This is a genomic window from Paraflavitalea speifideaquila (assembly GCF_032395985.1).
In the GTDB taxonomy this organism is placed as follows: Bacteria; Bacteroidota; Bacteroidia; order Chitinophagales; family Chitinophagaceae; genus Paraflavitalea; species Paraflavitalea speifideaquila.
Map to the genome: position 1 here is coordinate 1,266,362 of NZ_CP135920.1, position 25,233 is coordinate 1,291,594.

Annotated in this window: 31 protein-coding genes, 1 tRNA gene and 2 pseudogenes; 21 read left to right on the forward strand and 13 right to left on the reverse strand. The window is 46.3% G+C overall.

Features of this window, described 5'->3' with window-relative positions:
• Positions 1–12: 12 nt before the first annotated feature.
• A pseudogene (locus RS881_RS08945) lies at positions 13–863 on the reverse strand (PQQ-binding-like beta-propeller repeat protein).
• The gene (locus RS881_RS08955) at positions 836–1,285 is read right to left on the reverse strand and encodes a hypothetical protein (RefSeq protein WP_315820761.1); all 450 of its coding nucleotides are present in this window, start codon (positions 1,283–1,285) and stop codon (positions 836–838) included. The pseudogene RS881_RS08945 and the gene RS881_RS08955 overlap by 28 nt, the downstream one beginning before the upstream one ends.
• A 368-nt stretch (positions 1,286–1,653) precedes the next feature.
• Here RS881_RS08955 and RS881_RS08960 point away from each other — a divergent pair, with 368 nt between their 5' ends.
• The 3 genes from RS881_RS08960 (at position 1,654) to RS881_RS08970 (ending at position 2,735) form a co-directional block, all read left to right on the forward strand.
• Positions 1,654–1,866 carry a hypothetical protein gene (locus RS881_RS08960; RefSeq protein WP_315820762.1) on the forward strand — a complete coding sequence of 71 codons (213 nt, stop codon included), beginning with the start codon at positions 1,654–1,656 and terminating at the stop codon, positions 1,864–1,866.
• Positions 1,863–2,033 carry a hypothetical protein gene (locus tag RS881_RS08965; protein WP_315820763.1) on the forward strand — a complete coding sequence of 57 codons (171 nt, stop codon included), beginning with the start codon at positions 1,863–1,865 and terminating at the stop codon, positions 2,031–2,033. The genes RS881_RS08960 and RS881_RS08965 overlap by 4 nt, the downstream gene beginning before the upstream one ends.
• 201 nt (positions 2,034–2,234) lie before the next feature.
• Positions 2,235–2,735 carry an acyltransferase family protein gene (locus RS881_RS08970; RefSeq protein ID WP_315820764.1) on the forward strand — a complete coding sequence of 167 codons (501 nt, stop codon included), beginning with the start codon at positions 2,235–2,237 and terminating at the stop codon, positions 2,733–2,735.
• A gap of 350 nt (positions 2,736–3,085) precedes the next feature.
• On the opposite strand, the gene RS881_RS08975 is transcribed toward RS881_RS08970, so the two are convergent.
• The 4 genes from RS881_RS08975 to RS881_RS08990 form a co-directional block, all read right to left on the reverse strand.
• Complete coding sequence (locus tag RS881_RS08975; RefSeq protein WP_315820765.1) at positions 3,086–3,520, reverse strand: hypothetical protein; 435 nt, start codon at positions 3,518–3,520, stop codon at positions 3,086–3,088.
• A 46-nt stretch (positions 3,521–3,566) separates the two neighbouring features.
• Complete coding sequence (locus tag RS881_RS08980) at positions 3,567–3,986, reverse strand: hypothetical protein (protein ID WP_315820766.1); 420 nt, start codon at positions 3,984–3,986, stop codon at positions 3,567–3,569.
• A gap of 531 nt (positions 3,987–4,517) precedes the next feature.
• On the reverse strand, positions 4,518–4,784 hold the full coding sequence (locus RS881_RS08985) for a hypothetical protein (RefSeq protein ID WP_315820767.1): 267 nt from the start codon (positions 4,782–4,784) through the stop codon (positions 4,518–4,520).
• Between the two features lie 413 nt (positions 4,785–5,197).
• Positions 5,198–5,270, reverse strand: a tRNA-Ala gene (locus RS881_RS08990).
• 607 nt (positions 5,271–5,877) lie between these two features.
• Between RS881_RS08990 and RS881_RS08995 the strand changes: the two genes are divergently transcribed.
• The 18 genes and pseudogenes from RS881_RS08995 (at position 5,878) to RS881_RS09075 (ending at position 22,348) form a co-directional block, all read left to right on the forward strand.
• Positions 5,878–6,357 (forward strand): sigma-70 family RNA polymerase sigma factor, encoded by a 480-nt coding sequence (locus tag RS881_RS08995; protein ID WP_315820768.1) that lies wholly within the window; start codon positions 5,878–5,880, stop codon positions 6,355–6,357.
• A 643-nt stretch (positions 6,358–7,000) separates the two neighbouring features.
• Positions 7,001–7,318: a hypothetical protein gene (locus RS881_RS09000; RefSeq protein ID WP_315820769.1), complete on the forward strand. Its 318-nt coding sequence runs from the start codon at positions 7,001–7,003 to the stop codon at positions 7,316–7,318.
• 29 nt (positions 7,319–7,347) lie between these two features.
• Positions 7,348–8,028 carry a S8 family serine peptidase gene (locus RS881_RS09005; protein ID WP_315820770.1) on the forward strand — a complete coding sequence of 227 codons (681 nt, stop codon included), beginning with the start codon at positions 7,348–7,350 and terminating at the stop codon, positions 8,026–8,028.
• Positions 8,025–8,651 (forward strand): hypothetical protein, encoded by a 627-nt coding sequence (locus tag RS881_RS09010; protein ID WP_315820771.1) that lies wholly within the window; start codon positions 8,025–8,027, stop codon positions 8,649–8,651. Before RS881_RS09005 ends, RS881_RS09010 begins: the two co-directional genes overlap by 4 nt.
• 325 nt (positions 8,652–8,976) lie before the next feature.
• The gene (locus RS881_RS09015; RefSeq protein ID WP_315820772.1) at positions 8,977–9,348 is read left to right on the forward strand and encodes a hypothetical protein; all 372 of its coding nucleotides are present in this window, start codon (positions 8,977–8,979) and stop codon (positions 9,346–9,348) included.
• A gap of 722 nt (positions 9,349–10,070) precedes the next feature.
• Entirely contained in the window at positions 10,071–11,096 is a 1,026-nt protein-coding gene (locus RS881_RS09020; RefSeq protein WP_315820773.1) for a FecR domain-containing protein, read from the forward strand.
• Positions 11,097–11,265: 169 nt separating this feature from the next.
• On the forward strand, positions 11,266–12,483 hold the full coding sequence (locus RS881_RS09025; protein ID WP_315820774.1) for a TonB-dependent receptor plug domain-containing protein: 1,218 nt from the start codon (positions 11,266–11,268) through the stop codon (positions 12,481–12,483).
• Positions 12,480–14,363, forward strand: coding sequence for a SusC/RagA family TonB-linked outer membrane protein (locus RS881_RS09030; protein WP_315820775.1), 1,884 nt, complete (start codon positions 12,480–12,482; stop codon positions 14,361–14,363). Before RS881_RS09025 ends, RS881_RS09030 begins: the two co-directional genes overlap by 4 nt.
• 236 nt (positions 14,364–14,599) lie before the next feature.
• On the forward strand, positions 14,600–15,280 hold the full coding sequence (locus RS881_RS09035; RefSeq protein ID WP_315820776.1) for a RagB/SusD family nutrient uptake outer membrane protein: 681 nt from the start codon (positions 14,600–14,602) through the stop codon (positions 15,278–15,280).
• Entirely contained in the window at positions 15,277–15,564 is a 288-nt protein-coding gene (locus RS881_RS09040; protein WP_315820777.1) for a hypothetical protein, read from the forward strand. Before RS881_RS09035 ends, RS881_RS09040 begins: the two co-directional genes overlap by 4 nt.
• Positions 15,512–16,054 carry a RagB/SusD family nutrient uptake outer membrane protein gene (locus RS881_RS09045; RefSeq protein ID WP_315820778.1) on the forward strand — a complete coding sequence of 181 codons (543 nt, stop codon included), beginning with the start codon at positions 15,512–15,514 and terminating at the stop codon, positions 16,052–16,054. The genes RS881_RS09040 and RS881_RS09045 overlap by 53 nt, the downstream gene beginning before the upstream one ends.
• A gap of 203 nt (positions 16,055–16,257) precedes the next feature.
• Positions 16,258–17,085 (forward strand): annotated as a pseudogene (locus RS881_RS09050) (FAD-dependent oxidoreductase).
• The gene (locus RS881_RS09055) at positions 17,028–17,561 is read left to right on the forward strand and encodes an FAD-dependent oxidoreductase (RefSeq protein WP_315824408.1); all 534 of its coding nucleotides are present in this window, start codon (positions 17,028–17,030) and stop codon (positions 17,559–17,561) included. The pseudogene RS881_RS09050 and the gene RS881_RS09055 overlap by 58 nt, the downstream one beginning before the upstream one ends.
• On the forward strand, positions 17,507–18,103 hold the full coding sequence (locus tag RS881_RS09060; RefSeq protein ID WP_315820779.1) for an FAD-dependent oxidoreductase: 597 nt from the start codon (positions 17,507–17,509) through the stop codon (positions 18,101–18,103). The genes RS881_RS09055 and RS881_RS09060 overlap by 55 nt, the downstream gene beginning before the upstream one ends.
• A gap of 44 nt (positions 18,104–18,147) precedes the next feature.
• Complete coding sequence (locus tag RS881_RS62230) at positions 18,148–18,240, forward strand: hypothetical protein (RefSeq protein ID WP_484557617.1); 93 nt, start codon at positions 18,148–18,150, stop codon at positions 18,238–18,240.
• 43 nt (positions 18,241–18,283) lie between these two features.
• The gene (locus RS881_RS09065) at positions 18,284–18,448 is read left to right on the forward strand and encodes a hypothetical protein (protein ID WP_315820780.1); all 165 of its coding nucleotides are present in this window, start codon (positions 18,284–18,286) and stop codon (positions 18,446–18,448) included.
• Between the two features lie 13 nt (positions 18,449–18,461).
• Positions 18,462–19,343 (forward strand): glycoside hydrolase family 16 protein, encoded by an 882-nt coding sequence (locus RS881_RS09070; protein WP_315820781.1) that lies wholly within the window; start codon positions 18,462–18,464, stop codon positions 19,341–19,343.
• Positions 19,340–22,348, forward strand: a complete 3,009-nt coding sequence (locus tag RS881_RS09075) for a carbohydrate-binding protein (RefSeq protein ID WP_315820782.1) — start codon at positions 19,340–19,342, stop codon at positions 22,346–22,348. The genes RS881_RS09070 and RS881_RS09075 overlap by 4 nt, the downstream gene beginning before the upstream one ends.
• Positions 22,349–22,584: 236 nt before the next feature.
• On the opposite strand, the gene RS881_RS09080 is transcribed toward RS881_RS09075, so the two are convergent.
• The 7 genes from RS881_RS09080 to RS881_RS09110 all read right to left on the reverse strand — a co-directional run bounded on the left by RS881_RS09080 (position 22,585) and on the right by RS881_RS09110 (position 25,192).
• Positions 22,585–22,872, reverse strand: a complete 288-nt coding sequence (locus RS881_RS09080) for a helix-turn-helix domain-containing protein (protein WP_315820783.1) — start codon at positions 22,870–22,872, stop codon at positions 22,585–22,587.
• Between the two features lie 89 nt (positions 22,873–22,961).
• On the reverse strand, positions 22,962–23,387 hold the full coding sequence (locus RS881_RS09085) for a vanadium-dependent haloperoxidase (protein WP_315820784.1): 426 nt from the start codon (positions 23,385–23,387) through the stop codon (positions 22,962–22,964).
• Between the two features lie 78 nt (positions 23,388–23,465).
• Positions 23,466–23,705 (reverse strand): hypothetical protein, encoded by a 240-nt coding sequence (locus tag RS881_RS09090; protein ID WP_315820785.1) that lies wholly within the window; start codon positions 23,703–23,705, stop codon positions 23,466–23,468.
• 73 nt (positions 23,706–23,778) lie between these two features.
• On the reverse strand, positions 23,779–24,045 hold the full coding sequence (locus RS881_RS09095) for a hypothetical protein (protein ID WP_315820786.1): 267 nt from the start codon (positions 24,043–24,045) through the stop codon (positions 23,779–23,781).
• A gap of 235 nt (positions 24,046–24,280) precedes the next feature.
• Complete coding sequence (locus tag RS881_RS09100; RefSeq protein WP_315820787.1) at positions 24,281–24,439, reverse strand: hypothetical protein; 159 nt, start codon at positions 24,437–24,439, stop codon at positions 24,281–24,283.
• A 172-nt stretch (positions 24,440–24,611) separates the two neighbouring features.
• Positions 24,612–24,950, reverse strand: a complete 339-nt coding sequence (locus tag RS881_RS09105; RefSeq protein WP_315820788.1) for an FG-GAP repeat protein — start codon at positions 24,948–24,950, stop codon at positions 24,612–24,614.
• Positions 24,893–25,192 (reverse strand): hypothetical protein, encoded by a 300-nt coding sequence (locus RS881_RS09110; protein WP_315820789.1) that lies wholly within the window; start codon positions 25,190–25,192, stop codon positions 24,893–24,895. The genes RS881_RS09105 and RS881_RS09110 overlap by 58 nt, the downstream gene beginning before the upstream one ends.
• Positions 25,193–25,233 lie beyond the last annotated feature (41 nt).

The window sequence follows — 25,233 nt, forward strand, 5'->3', positions numbered from 1 at the left end:
TTGACGTATCCCTCAATTCTTTTTTAGCTTCTTCCTTATCCCCTTCCGTAAGCCCCAGGCTTCATTTTCAGTAACACGTTGCAAGCCCAGCGGTGCAGGCAATACCGGGAAGGGTTGCGTGCTCCAGGCTTCTTCACCAGGCACATCAGATGCGGCTACTGGCCGTTCTTCTACCGGGAATAAGGGCAGGCCCGTTTCGCGGTGCAGGATAAAAATATGCCCCATCTTGGTACCAACAATAACAGCGGGTACCTGCTTACCATCTTTAAAAATATTGGTGAGTATGGGTTGTGCCGCAATATCATAATCCCAAAGATCATGGTGTACCACCTGGTAATACCAAACCATTTTACCTGTAGAAGCTTTCAACGCTACAATAGAATTGCCGTATAAGTTTTGTCCCAGCCTTTCGCCGCCATAGTAATCGGGGCTTGGACTACTGGTAGGAATGAATACAAGGTCACGCGTAGCATCCGCTGAAATAACCGCCCAGGCATTGGCCGCTCCCGTTTTATATGCCTTGGGCCCCTTCCAGGTAGGCCAGGCTTTATTCATTGAGTCGCGCGGGATCGGGTCCCAACCCCATTTCAAGGCCCCTGTTAGTACATCATAAGCACGTACCGTGCCGGGGGATAATCAAACCGCTGGTTATCGCCCATCGACGAACCTACAATGATCGTATTACCTACAATGGCAGGAGGTGAGGTAACACTGATATTGCCACCCATACCCCTGTTAAGATCAACCGAACCCCGGTCGCCAAACGAAGCAATGGGTTTGCCTGTCTTGGCATCAAGTGCTATTAAGCGGCCATCGATAGTAGCAACAAAAATCCTTACTGCTGTTTTGCCACCGGCTGGCAGGCCGAAACACCCCGGGAGGTGACCTCTGAATACCCCGTACCCAGGTTGATGGCGGGATCATATACCCAATGCTCCTTGCCCGTAGCCGCATCCAATGCAAATACCCGGGCCGAAGGCGTACTGAAATACAGCGTGCGGCCAATCATGACCGGCGTAGCTTCAAAGGCCGCCTGCCGCATCGCATTCGTACCTTCATACGTGGCCAGTTCGCCCGTTTGATATGTCCAGGCAGGCTGCAGATTGGCAACATTGCGCGCATTCACCTGGTTCAGCGGCGAGTAGCGCGTACCGCCGGCATCATTACCATAGGCAGGCCATTCGACCGCAGGCTTTAAAGTAGATGATTTTGCAATAGTTTGCCCATTCGTAAAACGGGGCACTATCAGTAGGAGCGGGATATAAAGCAGCGCAGCTAATTTCATATAAGGTTGATTTATCCCAAACCTAGTCCATCAACATCCCCGGGTAAAAAATCTTTGACCAAAAGACAGTTTAAAGCCGGGAATGGACGTTTCTGCCCTATACTGCCAGTATTTCTTCCGTCCGGTCGATAGTGCCTATCTGCCCGATCTCTTCTTCCTTCAATTCGCGGTAATGTAAAACAGCCATCAGTGATTGTATTGGCACTAAAAATTAAGCTCCTTTGCACCGATTGATTGCCCTTATACAGGCAATTGAGCCAGGAAAGAAAGCTGTTTTGAAAATACACCGTATTTTGGTGCCCGGAAAACCATGTACCAACAGCGGTAGCATGAAGCGTGTTCAACATTAAACAGGTAAATAGCAGGTAATGACCAATGAAAGGAGCGCCGGTAATGACTGGTTTCCCTCTTTAAATGGACTAAGGGCAATAAGCGTTGCCTTGGTTATCCTGCACCATGTAGGCAAAAATACAGATGCCTTTGAAGCCATCTCCAAACATCGATGGATCATGCCGTTGATGCGTTTCCTGCAGGATGGCCATTTGGGTGTAAATGCCTTTTTATCATATCCGGCTTTTTGATCACTTCCTTACTCCTGCGCGAAGAAGCAAAGACCAATACTATTTCTGTCAGGAAGTTCTATCTAAGAAGAGTATTACGGATATTTCCGGCTTATTATTTTCTGTTACTGGTTTACGTGGTGCTGAATGCTGTCGGGGTGATCCAGATCAGTGCCCAGTCTTTTTAACAGCTTTTACTTACACCAAATACTTTAACTGGAACCTCGATTGGTTTACCGCCCATGCCTGGTCATTAAGCATTGAAGAGCAATTTTATTTGTGCTGGCCCCTGATCTTTTGCGCGGCCCTCAATTCCGGAAAGCAGCTTCCTGGTTTCTGTTTCTGGCAGTACCGGTGATCAGGGTGTTCTTACACTTTCACCCCGTAAGTTGGATGGGGAGTTAACTATCTTCTGGCGCATCGATGCAGTGGCTACAGGTTGTTTATTGGCCTTGTACAAAGACAGGATATTGGCCATGATGCGTTCTTATTGGAATCGGATATTCTGGTGTTCCCTTATCCTATTATTCGTGTTGAGGTACCTGCCTCCATTGGCAGATCGCATACAATTGGGATTTATCTTCATTCCCCTGGGTCGCACTACCTATGGCACCATCGGCAATTGCCTGCTTGCTGCCATCATCCTATATTCAGTTTTTGGCCCAAGGAATTATTGGTTCAAATGCCTTAACTGGAAGCCGGTAAATTATATCGGTACCTTGTCTTACAGCATTTACCTCTGGCAGCAAATTTTTATCAGTGATACCAACTGGTGGGTAGCCCGGTTTCCCCAAAATGTATTGTTTGTCTTCCTGATGGCCTTGTTCTCGTATTACGTGATCGAAAGGCCCTTTCTACGTATAAAAGCAAGGTTTCAAGGATCAACCTGAATTGCTTTTTATGACGAGTCAATGGGCAATAAAAAAGGCGCACAATATTTGTAAACCTTTTTCCTGGGTGGAGTCCGCCGGCAGATTGTCGAACCAATTAAAGAAATTATTTAATCGTATTTATTCTGTAAAACAATTAATAGATAAAATATCATCCAGATAATTCCTATTAAGTCAGGCTAATTCTAGTGCCCTATTCAAAACTTTTAAGTTGCCAATGTATTCGTCAGCGTGCTTCCAATCGGTTGAAAGTTCGGCCCCAATAATTTGCCTGGATATAGCAAGCTGAATAACCGGTTTATTTGTCACCTCGATTAATCCTTCGTCTACCAACTGGGCGTAGCTACATCTTATTCGTTCTTTTTCCATTCTGCCAATTTCTCTTCTGTTTTCATACGTCCGATTTTTGCGGGATTGCCTATATAATCGACAATATCTCCCTGGTTAAGGAATAAAGTTTCACCCCAACCGCCATAATAGAATTCTTTATAGCTTTCTCTTTGTTTAACAAGCCAATCTACAATATATTCTTTGGTTTGATCGGAGCAATCAATTTTGAATACTGGTGCTCCTTCTTCCGGGCCAAAGTCAGTAAGTACCTGGTAAACTAAATAACGTGATATTCTTTCTGGACCAGACCAATCCACCAGCATATAGATAATTGCCCTATTCAGTTTAAGCACATCGAGAAATTCTTGTTCTGTAACCAGCTCTTTTATATTGCTTGTCTTCTCCAGGCTGTTCAGCAGTTCAGATGTAATAATAATTGATTTATCTGTCCTCATTTTATAATTCCTTTATTGGCTGGAGTCGGGAAAGCATCAACATAGTTTACCAAAATTTCCACCAGGGTTTAGCTTTTCTTGCAATTATACTTTCAAAAGCCATTCTTTTTTGCTGTTCATACCAATGATTGGTTAATTCTACAGCCTTTTTCACTAAGGCCCTAAACGGATTTGGTGGCCCTTGAGAAAATTCTCCATAAAGGAATTGTACTCCTGTCTCGATCTTATCATCCTTGTATAAAATATTTAAACAGCATAACCGTCCCTTTTTATCCGGCAAATCATATTTATTTCCCCAAAACTCCTGCATATCTTCAGTAATGAATGGCTTAATCTGGTTAAATAAATTTTCGCTTGTAATGCCAATAAACAAATCATTGTCCTCGCAATCAGGGCTCCCATTGCCCTTCCTGTTAATAGATCCTTCCTCATCAAGTATAATAAACAAGACTTGTTTATCTGCCACTTCAAGGATAATTAATATCTTTTGTATATCGGGTATTGATGCTATATTAGGGAATTTAGATTTGTTTGTTTGATCCTTTTACTAGCCAAAACTTTCCCCCTTAAATTGGTTTCAATAGCGGTTTTATTTTGTTAAAGAATGCCTGATAATCGTTATCGCAGTCAAGTCTCCGTATTGAAGGAAATCCACAATTATCAATACATATTCTCAAATAGTTTATAAATGTTGTGTTGTTTGGTTCATTTAGAAACAAGCTGTCGAAGCTTAGATGTTTCGTGATTTCTAATGAATAAGGTGGGCCACCGCTAATATTATCCTTATGTAAATCGTCTGCCGATAGTTCAAGATAAGGAATTTCTCCTTCCGCCACAATTTCACACATTTCTTCATACCAGTACTTACCCGTCACAGTATCAACAATAGCATCAAGACTTGCTATTTGAATCGGATCTGCAAGATGCCATATAAAGTTTTCGTTAGTGTCATAGTCCCAAACAAAATTTACCCCGCCAACGATATTATAAAAGTATTTTAATGAAAGGGGACAAATCCAAATGGCTCAACAGCTTTATCAAGCTTGTTAAGTAAAATGTTCGTTTCCGGAAGTGGCTTATGAAGAGGACGCTCAAAGTTGTATTTGACTTCCGTCTTGAAAAGATAATCGATGCTTTTAAGCTCGGCATAAATAATGATTAGATTATCAGCTACTCTACTAAATAGCTCCTTTAAAACCTGGTCTACATCGCTCCCATAGCTATTTGAAAAGACTTCATTCTCAAGGTTAGAATTTCCTGACAAACTTGTTCAGTTTGTCCACTGATATATCTGTCGTAGAGTGTCATAAAGTATTAATTGTTGCCCCAATTATACAGACAATTACCTTTTGTACTCTTTTTTTTTTGCAAATATTATATTTTCAGCATTTGGGCATACACTTTTGCATTGGGCACTTATATTAGAGTACGATTATCGTTCCAACGCAAGAATGAAATGACCAACATAAATATTTTTTAATAAACTCTGATAAAAATCCAAAACTATCCGGCTTTAATTTATTTTGATAATATCCGTATACAATTGGATCGGGATTTTCATCAGCCTTGAAGTACCAAAACATATATCCCTGATGCATCATGAAAACAATGCTTGCCCCTGCGGTTAGCCAATAGGCAATAAAAAGGCTCACAATATTTGTGAACCTTTTTCCTGGGTGGAGGATATCGGGGTCGAACCGATGACCTCTAACATGCCATGCTAGCGCTCTAGCCAACTGAGCTAATCCCCATACAATGCCCTTATTCTGATGAAGGCTTCCCTTCCTGTGGCATTTTTCGGACGGCAAAGATAACAGCCTGATTATTTGCTACCAAATAAAAATACGATCAAATTCAAATGCTCCGCGAAACCAGGGTTTGTTATGGAAATGATAGGCAATACATTGATTGTCAGCTCCCGGTTCTAGATGGTTTACCCAGGTTACCACCCTGTCTTGCCCACGGACAGCCAGCCCCTGTCAAAGGCGGCCTCGATGCACACTGCCTGACAATGTACCTCAAAGCTCCTTGCCCCCAAGCCACTTTGTCCCAATCAACAGTACCTAAAATCCATCTCTTTACAGAGACCTTTCAGAGACCTTATAGAGACTTTACAGAGACCCGGTTCTTAGGCTGGCCCTCTCACCCCTCCGGGAGGACCCTGGGCACGCTCCTGCAAGCTGTATTTGTAATTCATGGAAAATCTTTCCTAATTTCAGCCTTCCTTTTTGAGTAGCACTTCAACGATTGCAACACATGAACGAGGAAACAAACTTACTGCTTGAGGTTTCGGCTGGCAATGAAAAAGCTTTCAAACAGCTTTTTGATCTCCATTACTCAAGCTATTCAATTATCTCTTGCGCGTTACCAAGTCAAAAGAGATCGCTGAAGAAATTGCCATTGATATTTTTGTAAAACTGTGGATTGGCCGCGAACTGATCCAGGACATCCGCCACCTCGATGCCTTCCTGCAAAAAGTAGCCCACAATAAAGCCCTCGACTTTTTTAAAGTTGCTGCCCGCGATGCCAGGATGCATAAACTCATCCGCAAGGAAATGGAGTCCACCCGTGAACAGCAAGCCGATCATAAACTCCTCGACAGCGAATACCAGCACCTGGTCCATCAGGCCATCGACCAGCTTTCACCCCAGCGTAAAATGGTATTCACCATGAGCCGGGTAGAAGGACTTACCCACGACGAAATAGCCCAACGCCTCCAGCTTTCCCGCAATACCGTCAGAAATACCATTGCCGAATCACTGAAATCCATCCGCCAGTTCCTCCAACACCACGACCTCTCCGGCGCCGTTGTATTGGGCATCTTAATGCACCAGTAATTACCCTAACATGCCCCGAAGCAAAAAAACACGATTAAATGTCCTTTAGTCAAGCTGTCTCCCTGAATCCCGGTAAGCAGGATAAACTATGTCGAATTGTACTAGATTGAACTTCCCAACGGCGTTTGATGCCGAATGCTACTTTTTAACACATAGACCATCAATTCTTTTATCGTATCCTGTCTTTGTTCTTGACTCTTCCCAAGTGGTATTGCTTGGAATGTGAATGGCAACCCATAAAAAGATAAATCACTCAAATAGGGGTATGCTACATGGCTTATAGGAAAGTTTTAACATCTCTCATGATCTGATCAACAAGTTATCCGTCCCAAACGTAAGATGTTATTTTTCTTTCACTCAAAAATGGGATTGTTTTCCCCTGATAATGTTTTGAAATTTGCAAAAGGTTTATATACCTGAAAATTATTTTTCATTTCCCTGCCACTGTTTTACAATAGTAAACCATTAAACTTTTCATTATGAGTACATTACCTAATGACAACAAAGCGATCGGGAAAGGTCAGCCGCAAGAGAAAATGCTGAATCACAACAATCTAGCGGTTTTATTATCATTCGTCTTGCTGAAAGTTATGCTTATACCGACGGTGATGATCTAATAGAGATTGCTAAAAGACATCAGTTAATGAAATTGCTGTCAATACTGGAGCAATACATGCCCCGGAACATAAGGAGAAGTATTAAAAGCGTTCCGGTACAGAAACTGAGAGAACTGGAAGTAATCGCCCGGGGTACAGGGTTTGCACCCTTTCATAGCCTTTCCAATTACTGGCGATTAGATTATCGCAGTTTTAAAGGGAGCCTGGACAAAGTAGTGGAGTTATTCAACGGACTTGCTGAAGTAGGTCTGGCATATAAAGAAATGCCGGTGTCTGATCCTGCAATAAATCCAACTGATGATATTTTTCTGTTCGACAGGGATACTTGGATGCTGCACCCTTAGGAATTGACGCCCGGTTTGCCTGGACGAGATTGAATGGAGAAGGCGCCGGGATTGGATTTGTTGATCTTGAGCAAGGATGGATAACCACACATGATGATCTGAATGATGCCAGCCCAACATTAATTTTTAATGACAATAGGCATGGGGTTGGAACGTATATCGGTGACCATGGAACTGCTGTATTAGGTGAGGTTGTAGGTCTGGATAATGGTGCAGGAATCGTCGGGATAGCTCCTTCTGTTAGTTATGTAAATATGGTCTCCCATTATGAAGCAGACACAGACACACCATTACATGTGGCAGATGCTATTATTGCAGCAATTTCAAAAATGAATGCAGGTGATGTACTATTACTGGAAGTGCAGCGGAATTTCTTACCCACGGAAACGGACCCGGCAGATTTTGATGCCATTAGATTAGCTGTGGGGAATGCTATTATAGTAGTGGAAGCTGCCGGCAATGGAGGTAATGATCTGGATAATTGGACAAATGCAGCAGGGCAGGATTTACTGGATAGAACAAATCCGAATTTTACGGATTCCGGTGCAATAATGACCGGCGCTTCACTTTCTGTCGTTCCTCATAACAGAGCAAATTTTTCAAACTTCGGCTCCCGTATTGATTGTTATGCCTGGGGAGAAAATATTGTAACTACCGGGTATGCAAACAGGGATACGGGTACGCTTGAAATGATACGACGGCAACAATGAATGATGATTATACAAGTGCATTTGGAGGCACAAGCGGAGCTTCTCCAATCATTGTAGGTGCTGCATTAATAGTACAGGGTATGCATAAGGCAGCTGTCGGATCTTTATTATCTCCCCGTCAAATGCGTGACTTGCTTTCCAACCCTGCAACAGGGACTGCGCAAGGCACTGGCATAGCAGGGAACATTGGGATAATGCCAAACCTGAGGGCTATTATTGAAAATACGCCTGAATTAAGGGTTGATTTCAAGAGTCGTCCGGCAGTATTTCCAACAAATGCGGAAGACAATAAGAAGTCAATTTACGTGGTTAGTAATCACGGGAGATTGTATCAGCTTTGGGATACAGATCATTGGAATCTCGACTTTCCCGCTGAGCTAGCCGGCCATACACAATTACGCTTTCAGCAATTCCCGGCTGTATTTGCAACAAATGAGGAGGATAATAAAAAATCAATTTATGCCATCACTACTGATGGGCGTTTGGCGCAAATATGGGACACGGATCATTGGAACCTTGATTTTCCGGCAGAACTGGCGAATCATGTCCAGTTAAGATTCCAAAAAGGAGTTATTGTCTTCTCCACTGATGCCGGCGACAACAAAAATCAATTTATGCTATAACTACCGATGGACGGCTGGCGCAAATATGGGATACCGATCATTGGAACCTTGACTTTCCGGCAGAACTGGCAGGTCATGGCGGGTTAAGATTCAAAGGAATTCCCGCTGTATTCCCAACGGATGCAGAGGACAACAAGAAGTCTATTTATGCCATCACTACCGATGGACGGCTGGCGCAAATATGGGATACGGATCACTGGAACCTTGACTTTCCAGCAGAACTGGCAGGCCATGGCGGGCTAAGGTTTAAGGAAATTCCGCTGTATTTCCAACGGATGCAGAGGGCAACAAAAAGTCTATCTATGCCATCACTACCGATGGGCGGTTGGCACAAATATGGGATACGGATCATTGGAATCTGGACTTCCCGGCAGAACTGGCGGGTCACCCCCAACTAAGATTCCAGGAAGGAGTCGCTGTTTTTGCAACCAATGCAGAAGACAACAAGAAGTCTATTTATGCCATCTCCACCGACGGACGGTTGGCACAAATATGGGACACCGATCATTGGAACCTCGATTTTCCTGCTGAAAGCGCAGGCCACGGTCAACTGAGATTTCAAGGTCTTGCCGCCGTATTCCCGACGAATGCAGAAGACAATAAGAAGTCTATTTATGCTATAACTACCGATGGAAGGATGACGCAGATCTGGGATACCAATCATTGGAACCTTGATTTTCCGGCAGAATTAGTTTAGCAGTTGCTTAAAAGCTATGTAATCATTTATTAAACCCTTATATAAAACAAAAATATGAAAAAGTATTTTTTTGTATCCATGGTCATATGCTGTTTGATGGCCTGTAAAAAGGTGACACAGGCCCTGAAGGACCAGCAGGGCCGGCAGGTCCCAGAGGCCGACAGGTATTGCGGGAATGCCAACGTAAAACAGTTTACGTATGGAGCCCAAAATCTGGCTTCTACTTTTTTACTGAATTGCAGGTAACCACAACATTGGATACCATGAACAGATCACAATGGTTTGTATGCCTGTATTATCAGGCAGGAGACAGATGGTATTTTATACCAGGGTATGGCCTTGCCGCCGCAACGTAATACCGGGTAAGCATGGGTTTTGCCAGCGGTAAAGTAAGTATTTACATTGACAAGGTAGGTTTAGGAGAAAATTATGCAAAGGCCCGTGTGATAAGAATATATGCCAATAGCGAGGCCACCGGTGGAAGAATGAAGATTGCACCACCAATTGATTTTTGCCGATTTTAAAGCAGTGCAGCAATATTATAATTTACCTGAATAATTGTGTCCGTTTTCCCTGAATTTTTCTCCCTTTAAAAGCTGTTGCAATCCTGAAACAGCTTTTTTTATTTTCAATCAAACGAACCCGCCACTCCAAATTTATTTTCCCCTCAATAGTACTACCCCCTGCCGGCAGTCGTCTTATATGGTTAACAACGATGCCATATGTCTTCCAACCCCATCCGGTTAAAATACCTGTTTAGAAAATACCTGGACAATGCCTGCTCCCGGCAAGAACTAGAAGAATTCTGGCAGCTCATGTCCGAACTATCAGAGAATGACCTGGTACTCCAGGAGTTGCAGGAACAATGGCACCACGAAGAGCATGCCCATCCCACCACCCATGATGAATTGGACCGCGTATTTGAGCGCGTACAACAAAAGATTGATAAGTACGAATCTGGGTATACTACTACCCCCGTACTCCGCTTGGGTCGTCGAAGACTGTATATAAGTGTGGCTGCTTCCCTCTTGCTGTGTATGGCAATAGGTTGGTGGTATTTTAACAGGGTGCCGGTGCAACCGCCTGCATTGGCCGGTCATATCAAAGAAAATGAACGTAGAAAAATTATCCTGCCCGATGGCTCCACAGTTATCCTCAACCACAATAGCCACCTGGATTATCCCGCTGCTTTTACCGATTCCGTACGGGTGGTAACCCTTACGGGCGAAGCTTATTTTGATGTACAACACGATCCCCACAAGCCATTCATCGTGCATTCCGGCGCTTTTGTAACCCGCGTATTGGGAACTGCTTTCAATATCAAAGCCTATTCAACAGACAGCCTGGTGGCTATTACGGTAGAGCGTGGCAAGGTGCAGGTGCAGCGACAGAACAATCAAAAGCCCCTTAGCATTTTGGTGGCGGGCGATCAACTCATCATTGATAAACAATCCGAAGTTCCCCTGTTGACAAAGGCCGATGTAAAACAAGTAATACAATGGAAAAACAATGACCTGTTGTTTGATAATATCCGGTTTGAAGAAGCAGCCCAGCTTATTGGCCATCATTTCAATGTGGAACTGCGGTTCCGTAACGAAGCCTTGCGCAACTGCCGGTTCACCGTTGATCCTGCCGGCAAATCGCTGGAAGAAATATTGGATATCCTGGGACAACTTACCCGGTCATCCTGGAGCAAAGAAGATGGGCATATAATATGGCTGGAAGGCGAAGGATGTAAGAACGAATAATACAACAAGTGTATGAGTAAAAATGGCTACCCTAAGTGGAAGTTAGAGTAGCCGGGTCTTAAATATTGCGTAACATTTAAAACTTATTAAAGGTATGAGATTTCTTGCCAGGAATGGGAGTTTTTGTGTCCATTACCCAACACCAGTTTCACAAAAATGGCTATTCATTATGAAACTAAACTGCTTCATCATTACTTCCCTGCTATGTACTGCTAACCTGCTGGTGGCCAGTCCGGGGAAAGCACAAATACTACGAGATACCAAAGTATCGGTGGGCCTGAAGGACGAGTCGCTTAAAAATGCTTTTAGTCAGATCGAAAAGCAAAGCAACTTCCGATTTGCCTATGTGGAGTCCCAGATATCACCTTATAGAAAAGTGAACCTGCCCCTGCGTACCCGCTCACTACTCACCACGTTGGAACTGCTATTCGACAATACTTTATTGGAATATGCAGTAAAGAACAATACCATTGTAGTGATAGAAAAACTACAGCGCGATTCCATCGATAAGGACCTGCAGATGAATATTGACTGGCAACAGGAACAGGCCACCCGCGATCCGGAGATCAGGGTCAATGGCCTTGTTACCGATAGCAAGAACCAACCCCTGGCCGGTGTATCCATCCTGGAAAAAGGAGCCGATAAAGGCGCCAATACCGGTGCTGATGGCTCCTTCAGTATCCGCGTGCCCGAAAACGCTACCCTGGTATTTAGTTATGTAGGTTATAAAAGACATGAAGAACCCGTAAACAATAGAACCACCATCGCCATCCAGTTGCAGGAAGAAGTACGCAACCTCAATGAGATTGTGGTGATAGGTTATGGAACCGTGAAGAGAAGAGACCTTACCGGATCAGTAGCCCAGGTAAGTGGTAAGGAGGTAAATAGTTTCCCTACTACCAACGTGGTGCAGGCCATGCAGGGCCGCGCGCCTGGGGTGCAGGTATTGCAAAACAATGGCTCGCCAGGTGGCAGCATCAGTGTCCGCATCAGGGGCACCAACTCCATCTTTGGTAATAATGAGCCTTTGTATGTAGTAGATGGTTTCCCGGTAAATGGCAATCCTACTTTTTTGCAGAATGCTGACATCGAGTCGATTGACATCCTCAAAGACGCTTCTTCTGTGGCCATCTATGGCGCCAGGGGATCAAATGGCGTGGTAATGATCACTACCAAGGGTGGTCGTAAAGGCGGCCGTACCTATGTTGATTTTGAAAGTGCATATACCCTGCAAATGCCTTCTAAGAAACTGAAGCTGATGAATGCGCAACAGTATGCCCAATTCTACAATGAACAAGCAGTAAATGATAATGTAGCACCCTTTTTACCCAGCAACAAATTGAGGAGTTTGGTAAGTCATCAGGCACGGATTGGCAAAAACTGGTGATGCACAATGCGCCTCTTTATTCTACCAACCTGAGCGTAAGTGGCGGTAATGATAAAACACAGTTCTCCTTTTCTACTGGTGCTTTTTTGCAGGATGGTATTGTGCGCAACAGCGATTTTGACCGCTATTCCGTACGTACCAATCTTACTCATGAGATCAGCAAAATGTTCAGCGTTGCTTCCAATCTCTCCCTCGTAAAGATCAAAAGCAACCGGCAGAACTCAGGCCGGGGCAACAGGGGCAGTGACCTGATCTCGGGTATGCTTGGCGCGCCGCCTACTTTATCGCCCTATACCCCAACCGGCGCCTACCGGCGCTTGAATACCGCCTACCCCTTTATTTCCAATGCCATCAATAACCCGCTTACTACCATTGATAATGTAACCGATAAAATTGATGCCGACCGTATACTGGGTAATGTAGCTTTTACCATCAAACCTTTTAAAGGGTTTACCTTCAAAGTATCGGGTGGTGTAGAACGCGCTACTGATCGCACGGATTTCTATGCTAAAATTGATACCACTACCAACTATACTGGTTATGCCAGTGTGAGTTCAACCCAACGCACCAGTTTCCTCAATGAGAATGTAGCTACCTGGACCGCTAAATATGGCATCCATGGTATTACCGCCACCGGTGGTTTTACCTACCAGGATAATACCTATACTTCCTTAAATGCAGACGGTACCGGTTTTATCAGCGACAATACCGCCACCTACAACCTCGGACTGGCCGAAACACCCGGCATACCTGGTTCCTATTACGAAAAATGGGTAATGCTTTCCTGGCTGGGAAGGGTAAACTATAGCCTGCTGGATAAATACCTCCTTACGGTAAGTTTCCGCGCCGATGGTTCTTCTCGCTTTACCGAGAAATGGGGCCATTTCCCCTCTGCTGCATTTGCCTGGAGGGTATCGGATGAAAAGTTCTTTGAACCGGTAAAATTTGTGTCAGACCTCAAACTGCGGGTGAGCTATGGATCCGTTGGTAATCCTTCTATTAGTCCTTATGCTACCCTGAACCAACTCTCGGGTTCCAAAACTGTTTTTGGCGATGCTTTGTACAATGCCCTGGCGCCCGGCAGTACCCTGCCCGGCAAATTGAAATGGGAATCAACCGACCAGTTTGACCTGGGTTTTGATGCGAGCCTCCTTGATAACCGCATCAAGATCACTTTTGATTATTACCGTAAAGTAACCCGCGACTTGCTCAACAGTGTACAATTGCCTGCCTCAATGGGTTATACCAATGTATTGCGCAATGTAGGCAAGGTAGAGAACAAGGGTTTTGAGATCGGTATAGATGCCAATATCCTGAACGGACCTGTTGAATGGAATGTATCCGCCAACGTATCGCGCAGCAGGAATAAAGTCCTGAAATTATATGGCGGACAGGATATCCCAGGTAGCAGCTTGTATACAGGCAATCTCAATGATGCAGTGAACCTATTGCGCGAAGGTCAGCCCATGGGCATCTTTTATGGATACAAAGAAACAGGATACAACGACAAAGGCATCCCTGTTTTTGAAGACGTAGATAAGAATGGCAGTATCTCCGCTGCCGATAAGGTCTTTATTGGCAATCCCAACCCTGATTTCATTTATGGTTTTAATTCCAACCTGGCCTGGAAAGGATTTGAGTTTTCCCTCTTTATCCAAGGATCACAAGGCAATGACCTCTTTAACCTTAACAAGGCGGCTACCCTCGACCTGGGTATGGGCCTCAATATGCCGGCCGAAGTGTTTACCGATCATTGGACGCCCACCAATACCAATGCCAAGTATCCCAAGCTGACCCGCACCCTGCCCGGCAATATGAGTAGCCGGTTTGTAGAAGATGGTTCTTACCTGAGGTTCAAAAAATATTCAGCTGGCTTATAACCTCCCCGGCACCGCTATCAGGGCCAAATGGTTGAGGAATGCCCAGTTGTATGTAAGCGGGCAAAACCTGATCACCATTACCAGCTATAGCTGGTACGATCCGAAATGAATGTTTTTGGTGGTTCCAATTCCGTTACCCAGGGTATTGATTATTTCTCGTACCCTACTGCCAAATCCGTTACCGTAGGTATTCGCTGTGCATTTTGATCTCATCACTAACGATTACAACTCTTTATATGAAACACTTTGTTCAACTCATAGCTTGCTCCCTGCTATTGGGCTCCTGCTCCAAAACCCTGGAAGAAAGCCCTTACTCCATAGCCGAAGAAACTTTTTACAATACTGCTGCTGAAGTGGCAGCGGGCACCAATGCTATTTATACCCCTTTGCGTGGCGTCAGCAGCATAGGCGGCTTGTATACCATACAACTCGAATGTTATGCCGATTACATGTATGGCCGTGGCAGCCATGCACCCCTGAATGATTATGCCGGGCTCGACAATACCAATGTTACCCGCATTGGCGATATGTGGCGCAACTTTTACCAGTCTATCCGCAATGCCAATATCATCATTAAAAGAGCTCCCCTGGGCACCAAGATACTACCCGCCGATGTAGCCAAATTTGTAGGAGAGGCAAAGTTTATGCGTGCCCTCAACTACTTCTGCATGGTGCGTAATTGGAGCGGCGTACCCCTACGCACGGAAAACAATATGGAAGAAGTAGATGTAAAACGCAATACAGCCGCCGAAGTATATGCTTTGATCCTCGACGATCTGCTCTTTGCCGAAACCAACCTGCCCGATATAGCCCGCCTGGGTGGCACCCTTCCAAATGGGCTGCCAAAACCCTCCTGGCTGATGTATACCTCAACCTGGGCAAATGGACCGAAGCGAGCAACAAAGCCAATGAAGTGATCCTTTCCGGAAAACACTCCCTGGTAAATGTTACCGTAGCCGATGATTTTGAAAAGCTGTATGGCGCCGAAGTAGTGAGCACTCCCGAAGAGATCTTTTACTTTAAATTCTCCCGCCTGGGCAGCAACCAGGGATTTCATTATGTGATGTATGCCCATTATCCCGGCTCAGGTTATTTTCCGCCAGGCGGCTTTTTATACCAACTACAGCGATTCGGAGGTAATACCCATTATGAAAAACTGGGACCGCAACGACCTGCGGTATATTTACAATTGGTATCCTAAGACTTTTGGATTGGGGCCCACCACCGTATTGAATCGTAAGTTCAGGGACCTCAAAGCTACCGCGGCCAGCAATGCGGGTAATGATTATCCCATGTACCGCTATGCCGATTTGTTATTGCTGTATGCCGAAGCGGCCAACCGGGTTAACAACGGACCTACTGCCGATGCCATGGAAAAGTTGAATATGGTGCGCCGCCGGGCTTATGGCGTTAATCCTGCCGTAGCCAATGCAACCATTGACTTTAAACTGGCCGACTACAATACCCTGCAATCCTTCCTCGACCTGGTAGTGCGCGAGCGGATGTATGAAACCTGTTATGAAGGTAAGCGCTGGCTCGATCTGAAACGCCTGGCCATAGTAAAACAAACCATATTGGCGGCTAAAGGAAAAACAGTAACTGATAAACATTTGCTGTGGCCCATACCCGTCAATGAAACCAATTATAACAAAGCCATCGATCCCCTAAAAGACCAAAATCCGGGATATTAAGAAGCCGTCTTTAGTCAGTCGCCAGCCTTCCCGCCGTATGGCGGATGACGCCTATTTCAAAGCCTCCGGCTTTGTAGTCGAAGGCTGGTCGAAGGCAACTAAAAGTTTTCCTTTCGGACTTCCGGACTTTCCGACTTCCGGACTCTAAAGGAGCTTGTCAAAGCCAGCCTTGTTCAACGATAATGACCATATAAAGCACACTTATGCTGATCAAAAAATTGACAACTATCCTTTGCGCGTGTTTTGCCTTGCAGGCAAGCGCACAAACCACCCAATCAGTCGATATCTGCATTTATGGAGGCAGCAGTGCCGGCGTAATAGCAGCTTATACCGCCAAACAATCGGGTAAAACAGTATTGCTGATAGAACCCGGCACACGCCTGGGAGGTCTTAGCTCGGGTGGATTGGGCTATACTGATATCGGGAATAAATATGCCGTTACCGGCCTGGCGCTTGATTTCTATCGTCGCCTGGGCCATCATTACGGTAAGTTTGAATCCTGGATATTTGAACCCGGCATAGCAGAAAAACCTTTCAATATTATATCCAGGCAGCCAAAGTCGATGTGCTTTATAATGCCGCTCTTTTTGCTGTAAAAAGAACAGGGTACCATCCGCGAAATTGAAGTGAATGATCCTTTGACACCCACACCGCAAACCGCCAAAAAGATTCAGGCTAAAATGTTTATCGACTGTTCCTATGAGGGCGATCTCATGGCCAAAGCTGGTGTTAGCTATACCGTGGGGCGTGAGGCCAATAGCTTGTACAACGAAGCCTACAACGGCGTGCAGCTAAGAGAAAAACACCAGTTTCCCGATGGCATTGATCCTTACAAAGAACCCGGTAAGCCCGAAAGCGGGTTGGTTTGGGGCATTAGCCCCGCTGCATTAGAACCACAAGGACAAGGCGATAAAAAGTCCAGGCTTACAATTTCAGGATCTGCCTTACCAGCCAGCCCGATAACCTGCTACCCATTACCCAGCCCGAAGGATACGACCCGGAAAAATATGAATTGCTATTGCGCGTGCTGAAGAAAAAGCCTGTTGGTGACCTATGGGGTTTTCTCAAGTTTGACCTCATGCCCAACCATAAAACAGATATCAACAACAATGGACCTTTCTCAACCGATATGATCGGTATGAACTATGATTATGCCGAAGCTGATTATGCTACCCGTAAAAAGATCACCGAAGCTCATACTAGTTATATCAAGGGCCTCCTGTATTTTATTGGCCACGATCCCCGTATGCCCGAACACCTGCGCAAAGAAATGTTGAAGTGGGGTTATCCCAAAGATGAGTATACCAACAATGGTCATTGGTCGCCCCAGATGTATGTACGCGAAGCACGCCGAATGATGGGCCAATATGTAATGACCCAAGCCAATTGCGAAGGCAAGGAAACCGTAACCGATGGTATAGGCATGGCAGCTTATACCATGGACTCACACAATTGCCAGCGGCTCGTCGTGAATGGTATGGTAAAAATGAAGGCGATGTGCAAATAGGTGGCTTTGGTCCTTATCCCATTGCTTATCGCTGCATTATTCCCAAGGCTGCAGAATGTAATAACCTGCTGGTGCCCGTTTGCTTATCGGCCAGCCATATAGCTTATGGCTCTATCAGGATGGAACCGGTGTTCATGGTCTTGGGCCAATCGGCAGCCGTAGCAGCCGTGATGGCCATCAATGCAAAGAAACCCGTACAGGAAGTAAACATCACAAAACTACAGGCTACCTTAAAAGCCAATCCCCTGGCCAATGGATCGGCGCCGGAGATCATTGTTGATAATGACGATAAAGAAAAAGTGGTGACTACCGGCCAGTGGACGGTACAAAAGGGTGGTTATGGCCCCTCGCACCTGGTAGCCCAACAAAGTACAACCGAAAAGAAAGCCATCACCTTTACGCCCACCATTAGCCGGGTTGGCAAATACGATGTATACATCTACCTGCCCAAAAACAGCAACATGGCGCGTGAGATCGCGATGCAGGTATATGATGGAAAAAGAATAGCCCGGTTACCATTAGCCCTGCCTCGATACAGGTAGCAGGCCAAACCTCCGGCGAATGGGTAAGCATAGGCTCGTACCAATTGCCTGCCGGGAAAAGATCTTATATAACCATTACAGCAGATGGCGCCGGCGGTACCGTAGTAGCCGATGCCGTACTGTTGATTCCCCGCTAAAAAACCAAACACGCTGTCATATGAAAAAGTTACAACACTCCTCGTGTTGTTCCTGCTACTGCTATGCCGTAACGGGAGCGCACAACTATTACTCCTCGACGATATGGAAGGCAATGGCTCCTGCTCCGGCCGCTGGACTTATTACGCAGGACCCGGCGCCACCGGTAAAGTAGAATTTGGGGTGCCCAATCCCGCCCCCGGGGTTTGAATACAAGCCCCTGGTGGCCAAATTTACTAAAGACACAACCTGCTTTGAATACATGAGTGCAGGCTGCAACATGACCGCCACTTTCGACTTGCTGAGCAATGCAACTTTCAAAATGTTGGTGTACAGTACCACCACCGATGAGATCATGTTTAAACTCCAGCCTGGGACCGATTATACCAGGGCTGTTTATTTTACCTACAAAGTAGGTCAGGTAAACCGCTGGGAGCAGGCCAGTTTTAATTTTCAAAGCGTCAGCAACAGAGCCGATTTCAACCGGATTGAAGTACACTATATCGACGGCAAAAAAGCCAAGGGTACTTTGTATTTCGACCTGGTGCAAGCTCCCAATCCTAAAAGCATTACCCTTACTGATACGCGGGTAAACATGGGACAGGAAGATGGGGTAGTGCTCCAGGCAAAGCTGTACGGTGATGTATTCAGGCCCACATTGACAACTGTCAACTGGATGGCTACCAACCTGCCGCCGGGCGTAACGATTGGCAGTGTGCAACGCACGAACGATACTACTGCCACGATCACGTTAAGCGGTAATTCGCCGGCCAACTATTCCCGTGCCACCTTGCAATTACAGGTTGCCGGACAGGAATTGGTAAACCCCAATACCCCCGTTTATACTGCCAAAGGCAATGTAGTATTTGAAGGCAATCCCAATTGGACCATGATCTACAATGATGAGTTTACAGTAGATGGTGTGCCCGACAAAAGCAAGTGGACAGTTGATCCCAAACCCAAGGGCTGGATCAATGGTGAGCAACAGGTTTATACCGATACCACCCGCGACAATGCCCGGGTGCACAATGGCAGCCTGGTGATTGTAGGTAAAAAGATTTTCCCAATACCACAACCACCGAACCCTGGTCGTCGGGCCGCGTGATCTCCCAGGGCAAGATGGATTTCTTATACGGCAAGGTGGAAGTAAGGGCCAAACTGGCAAGAGCACGTGGTTCCTGGCCAGCAATTTGGCTCATGCCTACTACCAGCGCTTATGGCGGCTGGCCCCGAAGCGGTGAAATAGATATTATGGAACATGTGGGCAATAAGTTTGGCACCGTACTTTCTACCGTGCATACACAAAACAATAACTGGACCAATGGAGGTCATCTATCCGCTTCGCGTTTCCTGCCCGATGCCGATACCACCTGGCATGTGTACAAGCTGGAATGGAGCCCCGATTCCCTACGGTTTATTTATGATAGTACCGTTTGTTATACCTATGCCAATCCACATACCGATTGGAAAGACTGGCCCTTTGATCAAAAGTTTCATATCATTCTTAACCTCGCTATTGGCGGTGGTATGGGAGGCAATATTACAGAGGCCGACTGGCCCGATAGCATGCAGGTGGATTATGTGCGCGTATACCAAAAAGGATTGGGCACACCCATATTGGATAGCATTGCTGTAACGCCCGCCGATCTATTACTGTTGCCAGGCAAAACACAACAATACACGGCAAAGGCTTTTGATCAAAATGGCCGGGCCATGAGCATCAACCCCGTGTGGAACATTACCGGCGCCGGCAATACCATTACGGCTGGTGGTTTGGCCACCGTACAAGCGGAAGGCATCGTTACAGCCACCGCTACTATAGATACAGTAACCCTTGCCGGCACAACCAACGTAAACGTGCGGCCTACCAATTATAAATTGATACCGGCACGCATAGAAGCCGAGAGCTTTGACAACTCCAACGCCTGTTGCACCGAACCTACTGCCGATACCAGCGGCAACCGCAACATAAGTTATATTGGCGCCAATACCTGGTTTGAATACGATATACAGGTTCCTTCCTGGAGGCTGTACCGCGTACAATACCGGGTGGCCGTGAATTCAGCTACCAGTTTGAAAATGCTGATCGATACCACTACCATCCACACCGTACAGCTACCTGCCAGTGGCGGATGGCAAAACTGGGCTACCGTCAATTCTTCGCCCTTCCTGCTGGCGCCCGGACAAAAGACCATTCGCATTCAATCCAATGCCAGTGGCTGGAACTTCAACTGGCTGCAATTCATTCCCGCCGGTGATGTAAACCTTACTAAGATCGTCGTAACACCCGATAGCAGTACGGTAATGGCCGGGCAAATCAAACAGTTCAAAGCCGCTGCCTATGACCAAAACAACAACTATATGAACCTGCTGGCGGGCCCCTTTTGGCATGTGGCGGGAGCAGGTAATAGCATCGATTCAAATGGTTTACTCACAGCCGGCGATTCCACCGGCTTCTATACCGTGCGGGCCATTATGCCCCAGGCCATTGGGAAAGCCGTGGTGAAGATTGTGCCCGTGCCGGTACTAACACGTATTACCCTGGTGCCCGATTCGGCTACCGTTCCTCCAGGCGCTTCGCACCAATTCAAAGCCACGGGCTATGATCAGTTTGATAGCCTGATGAGCTTACCCACTACCAGGGTATGGACAGTGGGCGGTGTGGGTAATAGTGTAGATACAGCAGGCATTTTCACAGCGGGCAACACGCCCGGTAATTACCTGCTTGCTATTACAGCCGGTGCTGTTACCAAAACAGCCCCGGTGAAGGTAGAATACGGTTGTACAGTAAATGGAAAGTACGAAGCGGAAAGCAGCTCCAATTACGCCTCCGGACCTTACCTGCAAGCCTGTACGGATATTGGCGGCGGACAAAACTTTGCCGGCCTGGCCGTAGGGCATTATTTTGCTTATAACACCCTCAACGTACCCGTAGCAGGTAAATACACCATCAGCATAAGGATCAGCACCACATCACCGGCTCAGTTGAAGGTTGGCCATAGCGGGCTGACCTTTGGCATCATCGACCTGCCCAATACCGGCGGCGCCTGGCAAACCATCAAAGCCAACATCAACCTGCCTGCTTTAACCTATACCGGCATTCATGTAGTGTCCGGCAGTTTCAAATTCAACTGGTTCAGCATTGATAATTGCGCGGCGCCTCCGCCTGTACTTTCGCGCCTGGAACTACTGCCTGCTGTATTGGAAATAGCGGGTGGGCAAACCCGGCAGTTCGCGGCTACTGGTTATGATGGCAATAACAACGTAATGCCAGTATCCGGTCTTAATTGGGCTGTAAGCGGCGCGGGCAATAGTATCAGTCAATCGGGATTATTCACGGCCGGTACCAACCCGGGTGCTTATACAGTAACCGTCAACGCCGATACCATTGTTGCTACCGCCCCCGTTGCTGTGTACAACCTTAGCTGTGGCGTTAATAATAAATACGAAGCCGAAAGCGCTTCCAACCGTTCACCTGGGCCTTACCTGCAAGCCTGTACCGATATTGGCGGCGGACAAAATTTTGCCGGCCTGGCCCTCAATAATTTCTTTGCTTACAATACCCTCAGCGTGCCCGTGGCAGGCGTATATACCGTGAGCCTGCGCGTATCCACTACCGCTCCGGCCCAGGCAGGCGTAGGACATAGCGGCGTGATCTTTGGCCTGATAGATATTCCCAATACCGGCGGTGCCTGGCAAACCATTAAGGATACCATGACCCTCCCGGCACTTACTTATACAGGCATCCACGTAAAAGCAGGCAGCTTTAAATTCAACTGGTTCAGTATTGATGATTGCATCAGGATTACCGAAGCTGCCAATAGCGGCCCAAAGACCTTTACGGCCATCACAACTGATGAAGCAAATACCACCGTTAAAACCGGGGTGTTTCCCAATCCTACTGCAGGGCCCTTTGTATTGCAGTTGGCCGGCCAGGGCTGGCGTTCGCTGAAGCTGCTGGACCTTAATGGCAGGCTGATTCATCAATGGGCTATCCGTCCGGGCGAAGCACGCATCAGCAAGGACATCAGTGCCCTGCAAAGCGGCGTGTATATATTGAAACTGGAAGGGATGCAAGGCTCCGAAACCATCCGGCTGATCAAACAGTAAATGATTACTCCCCAACCCGTTTAAACGAACAAGGGCTGCCATTGCGCAGTCCTTTGTCGTTTAGACACAACATCCTATTCCTTTAGACTGCGATGTCAGGTTGAGCTTGTCGAAACCGTCTGTGGGTCGCCCTCCAAGGGCGGCTCACCCTCAACAAGGCTGAAAGTTGACAAGTACCTGACATCTTACCTTAATTCAACTGCCCTGTATTGAGGAAGGTAGGGTGACAAAGTTTATTATTTGTTGCCCGCTAATAATTCCGTAGGGGCGTATCCAAATTGCTTTTTGAAAGCAAACGAGAAATGCGATAAATTCTCAAAACCTACTTCATAGCAAACATCAATAGGTTTCTTCTTTTGATCTACAAGGTGATAGTGCGCCAGTTCCAGCCGCTTTTGCGTAAGCCATTTTTGGGGCGTGGTATTAAATGCCTTTTTAAAGTCGCGCTTGAAAGTGGTGAGGCTTCTGCCTGTGAGGTAACCGAATTTCTCCATGGGCATATTGAACATGAAATTCTTTTCCATATAACTCACCAAGTCAATTTTTCCGGGCTCATCAAAGTTCGTTATTTTGAAATCGTTGACCAATATAGCAAGTACGCCGTTGTAAAGGCTTATTGTTTCCGCGTTATTTTCTTTACCAACTGATCACCCACTTTGGTACCTTGTACCATACCCTGCTCAATAGCATCCATAAAATGAATACCACCATAGAAACGACTGATGGCTGCTTCTTCAGCCGCCTGCCTGAATGAACCAAACTGGCGGGCCGGCAGCCCATAAGATACCTCCACACTGTCCGTATAAGTAAAATGATCCCCAAAGTAATGGGATAGAATAGTGGCCGAAGCAGTCGAGATCACTGAATGCCCACTTAGGTATTCAGGAAAAGGAGGTGTTTGTAACAAGGGCTGCCAATGAGGGTCGATCAACTGACGGATAGCCGTTTCCGGACGAATGCGGTTACTGCGGTATTTTTCATCCCAACACGTAATGAATGCATCCATCAGCCCCATGGCTACCGACGTATGGATCTGCATGCTTTCGCCAAAACCTTTATGCGCCTGCTGACAGGCAATGCCTGTAATGCCCAGCCAATGGGCGCCTGGGGATATCTTTTAAGCCCAGCAGCAGGTGCCCGTCATCCTGCACCGCAAAGGATTGCAATCCCAGAATGCTGCTATAACACGGTATTCCATCGGCATATCTTTGGTGGTTGTATAGTTGCGCAATACCAACTGGTAAAAGTCAGAGTTTTTATCCGTGGCATAGACTATAGGCCGGCGGGGGATGAACTGCGAACAGGAGTCAAGCGTAAAGGGCCTTACCGTGTTGAAATAGGGCTCTACGGCTGGCATATATGCTGGACCGGTCGGAAACCAGCAGCCAGGCTTTTTCACCGGCGTATAACGGGCATAATTGCTGATCTTATTATATCCGTCCGCCTTGGCATAGGCAAGTATCTTTTTTGCTTACCCAGGAACCATAGGCCAGCGATCGATCTATCACCTCCTCCGGAAAACCGATCTTCTTGCAGGAGTCCAGGAACCGCTGCTCATAGTCGTTGATCATTTTACCCGATGGTTGCATCTTCTTCGCTGTTTCCATCATCGCCAGCAAAGCACTAAGCATAGTATCGTACCCTTGCAGCGAATCGGGCTTGTGCAAAGCTGGATATGCTTTTAATATACCCTGCATACTATAATAATTGCTGTCATTTTGGACCATCACTTCATATCCCGACAGACAGGCATAAGAAAAAAACGGGCAGCCAGTGGCGGATTGGTAATATCATGGATCATTACCTCTGTCATTTGCGTAAGTACCTGACTGATATGACTTGTAGTAAAGACCGGCAAAGGCCTGGCTGCCTGCCGGCAGCCGGCAAGGCAGCAACATAACATGATTATCAAACAATAAAGGATACGCATACTTAATGAGTTGTATAGGCTTTAATAGGTTGCTGATTGATGCCGAAGAGCAATTGCTTATTGATGGATACTACACTACGTACATCACCACTGAGATGAAAGCCCGATCGCTGCTGGCTTACATAGGTAAAATGCCCCTTGCCATCACCGCGCAGCAACACGCCATAATTGGCATCATAATTTCAAACCTCAAACGCGCACGGTTAATATTGCCACACAATAACACATCGTCCATACCATCCTTATCGTAATCCAGGCGCGTAATCGTATACACCGGCGATTGCTGCACTTGTTCAGGCAATGCCTGCAAATGGAATTTACCTTGGGCATCACTTAAAAATAAGCGGTGGCCAGGTAATTGGCCTTTAACTCCTTCACCCCTTCCAGTTCTTCCCTCGTAAAGATGCTTTCCATGGTAGCGTCGGCATAACTTTTATAATCCGTGAAACGGGTGCGCATAATGCTCATTTGGTCCAGCAGTTCATCCCGTGTTACGAAAGGATAATTTTTGCCCTGTACATAGAAACAACAAATAGGATCAATGGAACCATTATCATCAAAGTCCTTGTAATAGAGCGAAGCCGGTTGCTCCTCACTTACCCGGCATTGCGTATTCAAACCCTGGTTGCCCACCAGCAGATCGGGCTTGCCATCCTTATTGAAATCACCCACAGTAAGTTTGTTCCACCAGCCACTATATTTTTGTCAAAGTACCGGGAACTGGATTCCTGCAGCCCATTGTTTTTATGAAGATATACCTGTACTGGCATCCATTCACCCGTAATAACCAGGTCATTCTTATGATCCCCATCCAGGTCAACCCAGGCAGCATCCGTAACCATACCTGCTTTTTGCAGCGCCGGGGCCATCGTACTGATCTGATCAGCGAAATGCCCTTTACCATCATTGATCAATAAATAACTCGTAGGTGCTTCGGGATACCTGCCGGGTATTA

Excerpts from the sequence above, each read along its gene's own strand:
- RS881_RS09000 (WP_315820769.1), top strand. The coding sequence starts at position 7,001 with ATGAAATTGCTGTCAATACTGGAGCAATACATGCCCCGGAACATAAGG.
- RS881_RS09090 (WP_315820785.1), bottom strand. The coding sequence starts at position 23,705 with ATGCCAGCCGTAGAGCCCTATTTCAACACGGTAAGGCCCTTTACGCTT.
- RS881_RS08960 (WP_315820762.1), top strand. The coding sequence starts at position 1,654 with ATGACCAATGAAAGGAGCGCCGGTAATGACTGGTTTCCCTCTTTAAAT.
- RS881_RS08955 (WP_315820761.1), bottom strand. The coding sequence starts at position 1,285 with ATGAAATTAGCTGCGCTGCTTTATATCCCGCTCCTACTGATAGTGCCC.
- RS881_RS08975 (WP_315820765.1), bottom strand. The coding sequence starts at position 3,520 with ATGAGGACAGATAAATCAATTATTATTACATCTGAACTGCTGAACAGC.
- RS881_RS09080 (WP_315820783.1), bottom strand. The coding sequence starts at position 22,872 with ATGGAAAAGAATTTCATGTTCAATATGCCCATGGAGAAATTCGGTTAC.
- RS881_RS09035 (WP_315820776.1), top strand. The coding sequence starts at position 14,600 with ATGAAACACTTTGTTCAACTCATAGCTTGCTCCCTGCTATTGGGCTCC.
- RS881_RS09025 (WP_315820774.1), top strand. The coding sequence starts at position 11,266 with ATGAAACTAAACTGCTTCATCATTACTTCCCTGCTATGTACTGCTAAC.
- RS881_RS09085 (WP_315820784.1), bottom strand. The coding sequence starts at position 23,387 with ATGCAGATCCATACGTCGGTAGCCATGGGGCTGATGGATGCATTCATT.
- RS881_RS09045 (WP_315820778.1), top strand. The coding sequence starts at position 15,512 with ATGAAAAACTGGGACCGCAACGACCTGCGGTATATTTACAATTGGTAT.
- RS881_RS09010 (WP_315820771.1), top strand. The coding sequence starts at position 8,025 with ATGAATGATGATTATACAAGTGCATTTGGAGGCACAAGCGGAGCTTCT.
- RS881_RS09020 (WP_315820773.1), top strand. The coding sequence starts at position 10,071 with ATGTCTTCCAACCCCATCCGGTTAAAATACCTGTTTAGAAAATACCTG.
- RS881_RS09095 (WP_315820786.1), bottom strand. The coding sequence starts at position 24,045 with ATGCAGGGTATATTAAAAGCATATCCAGCTTTGCACAAGCCCGATTCG.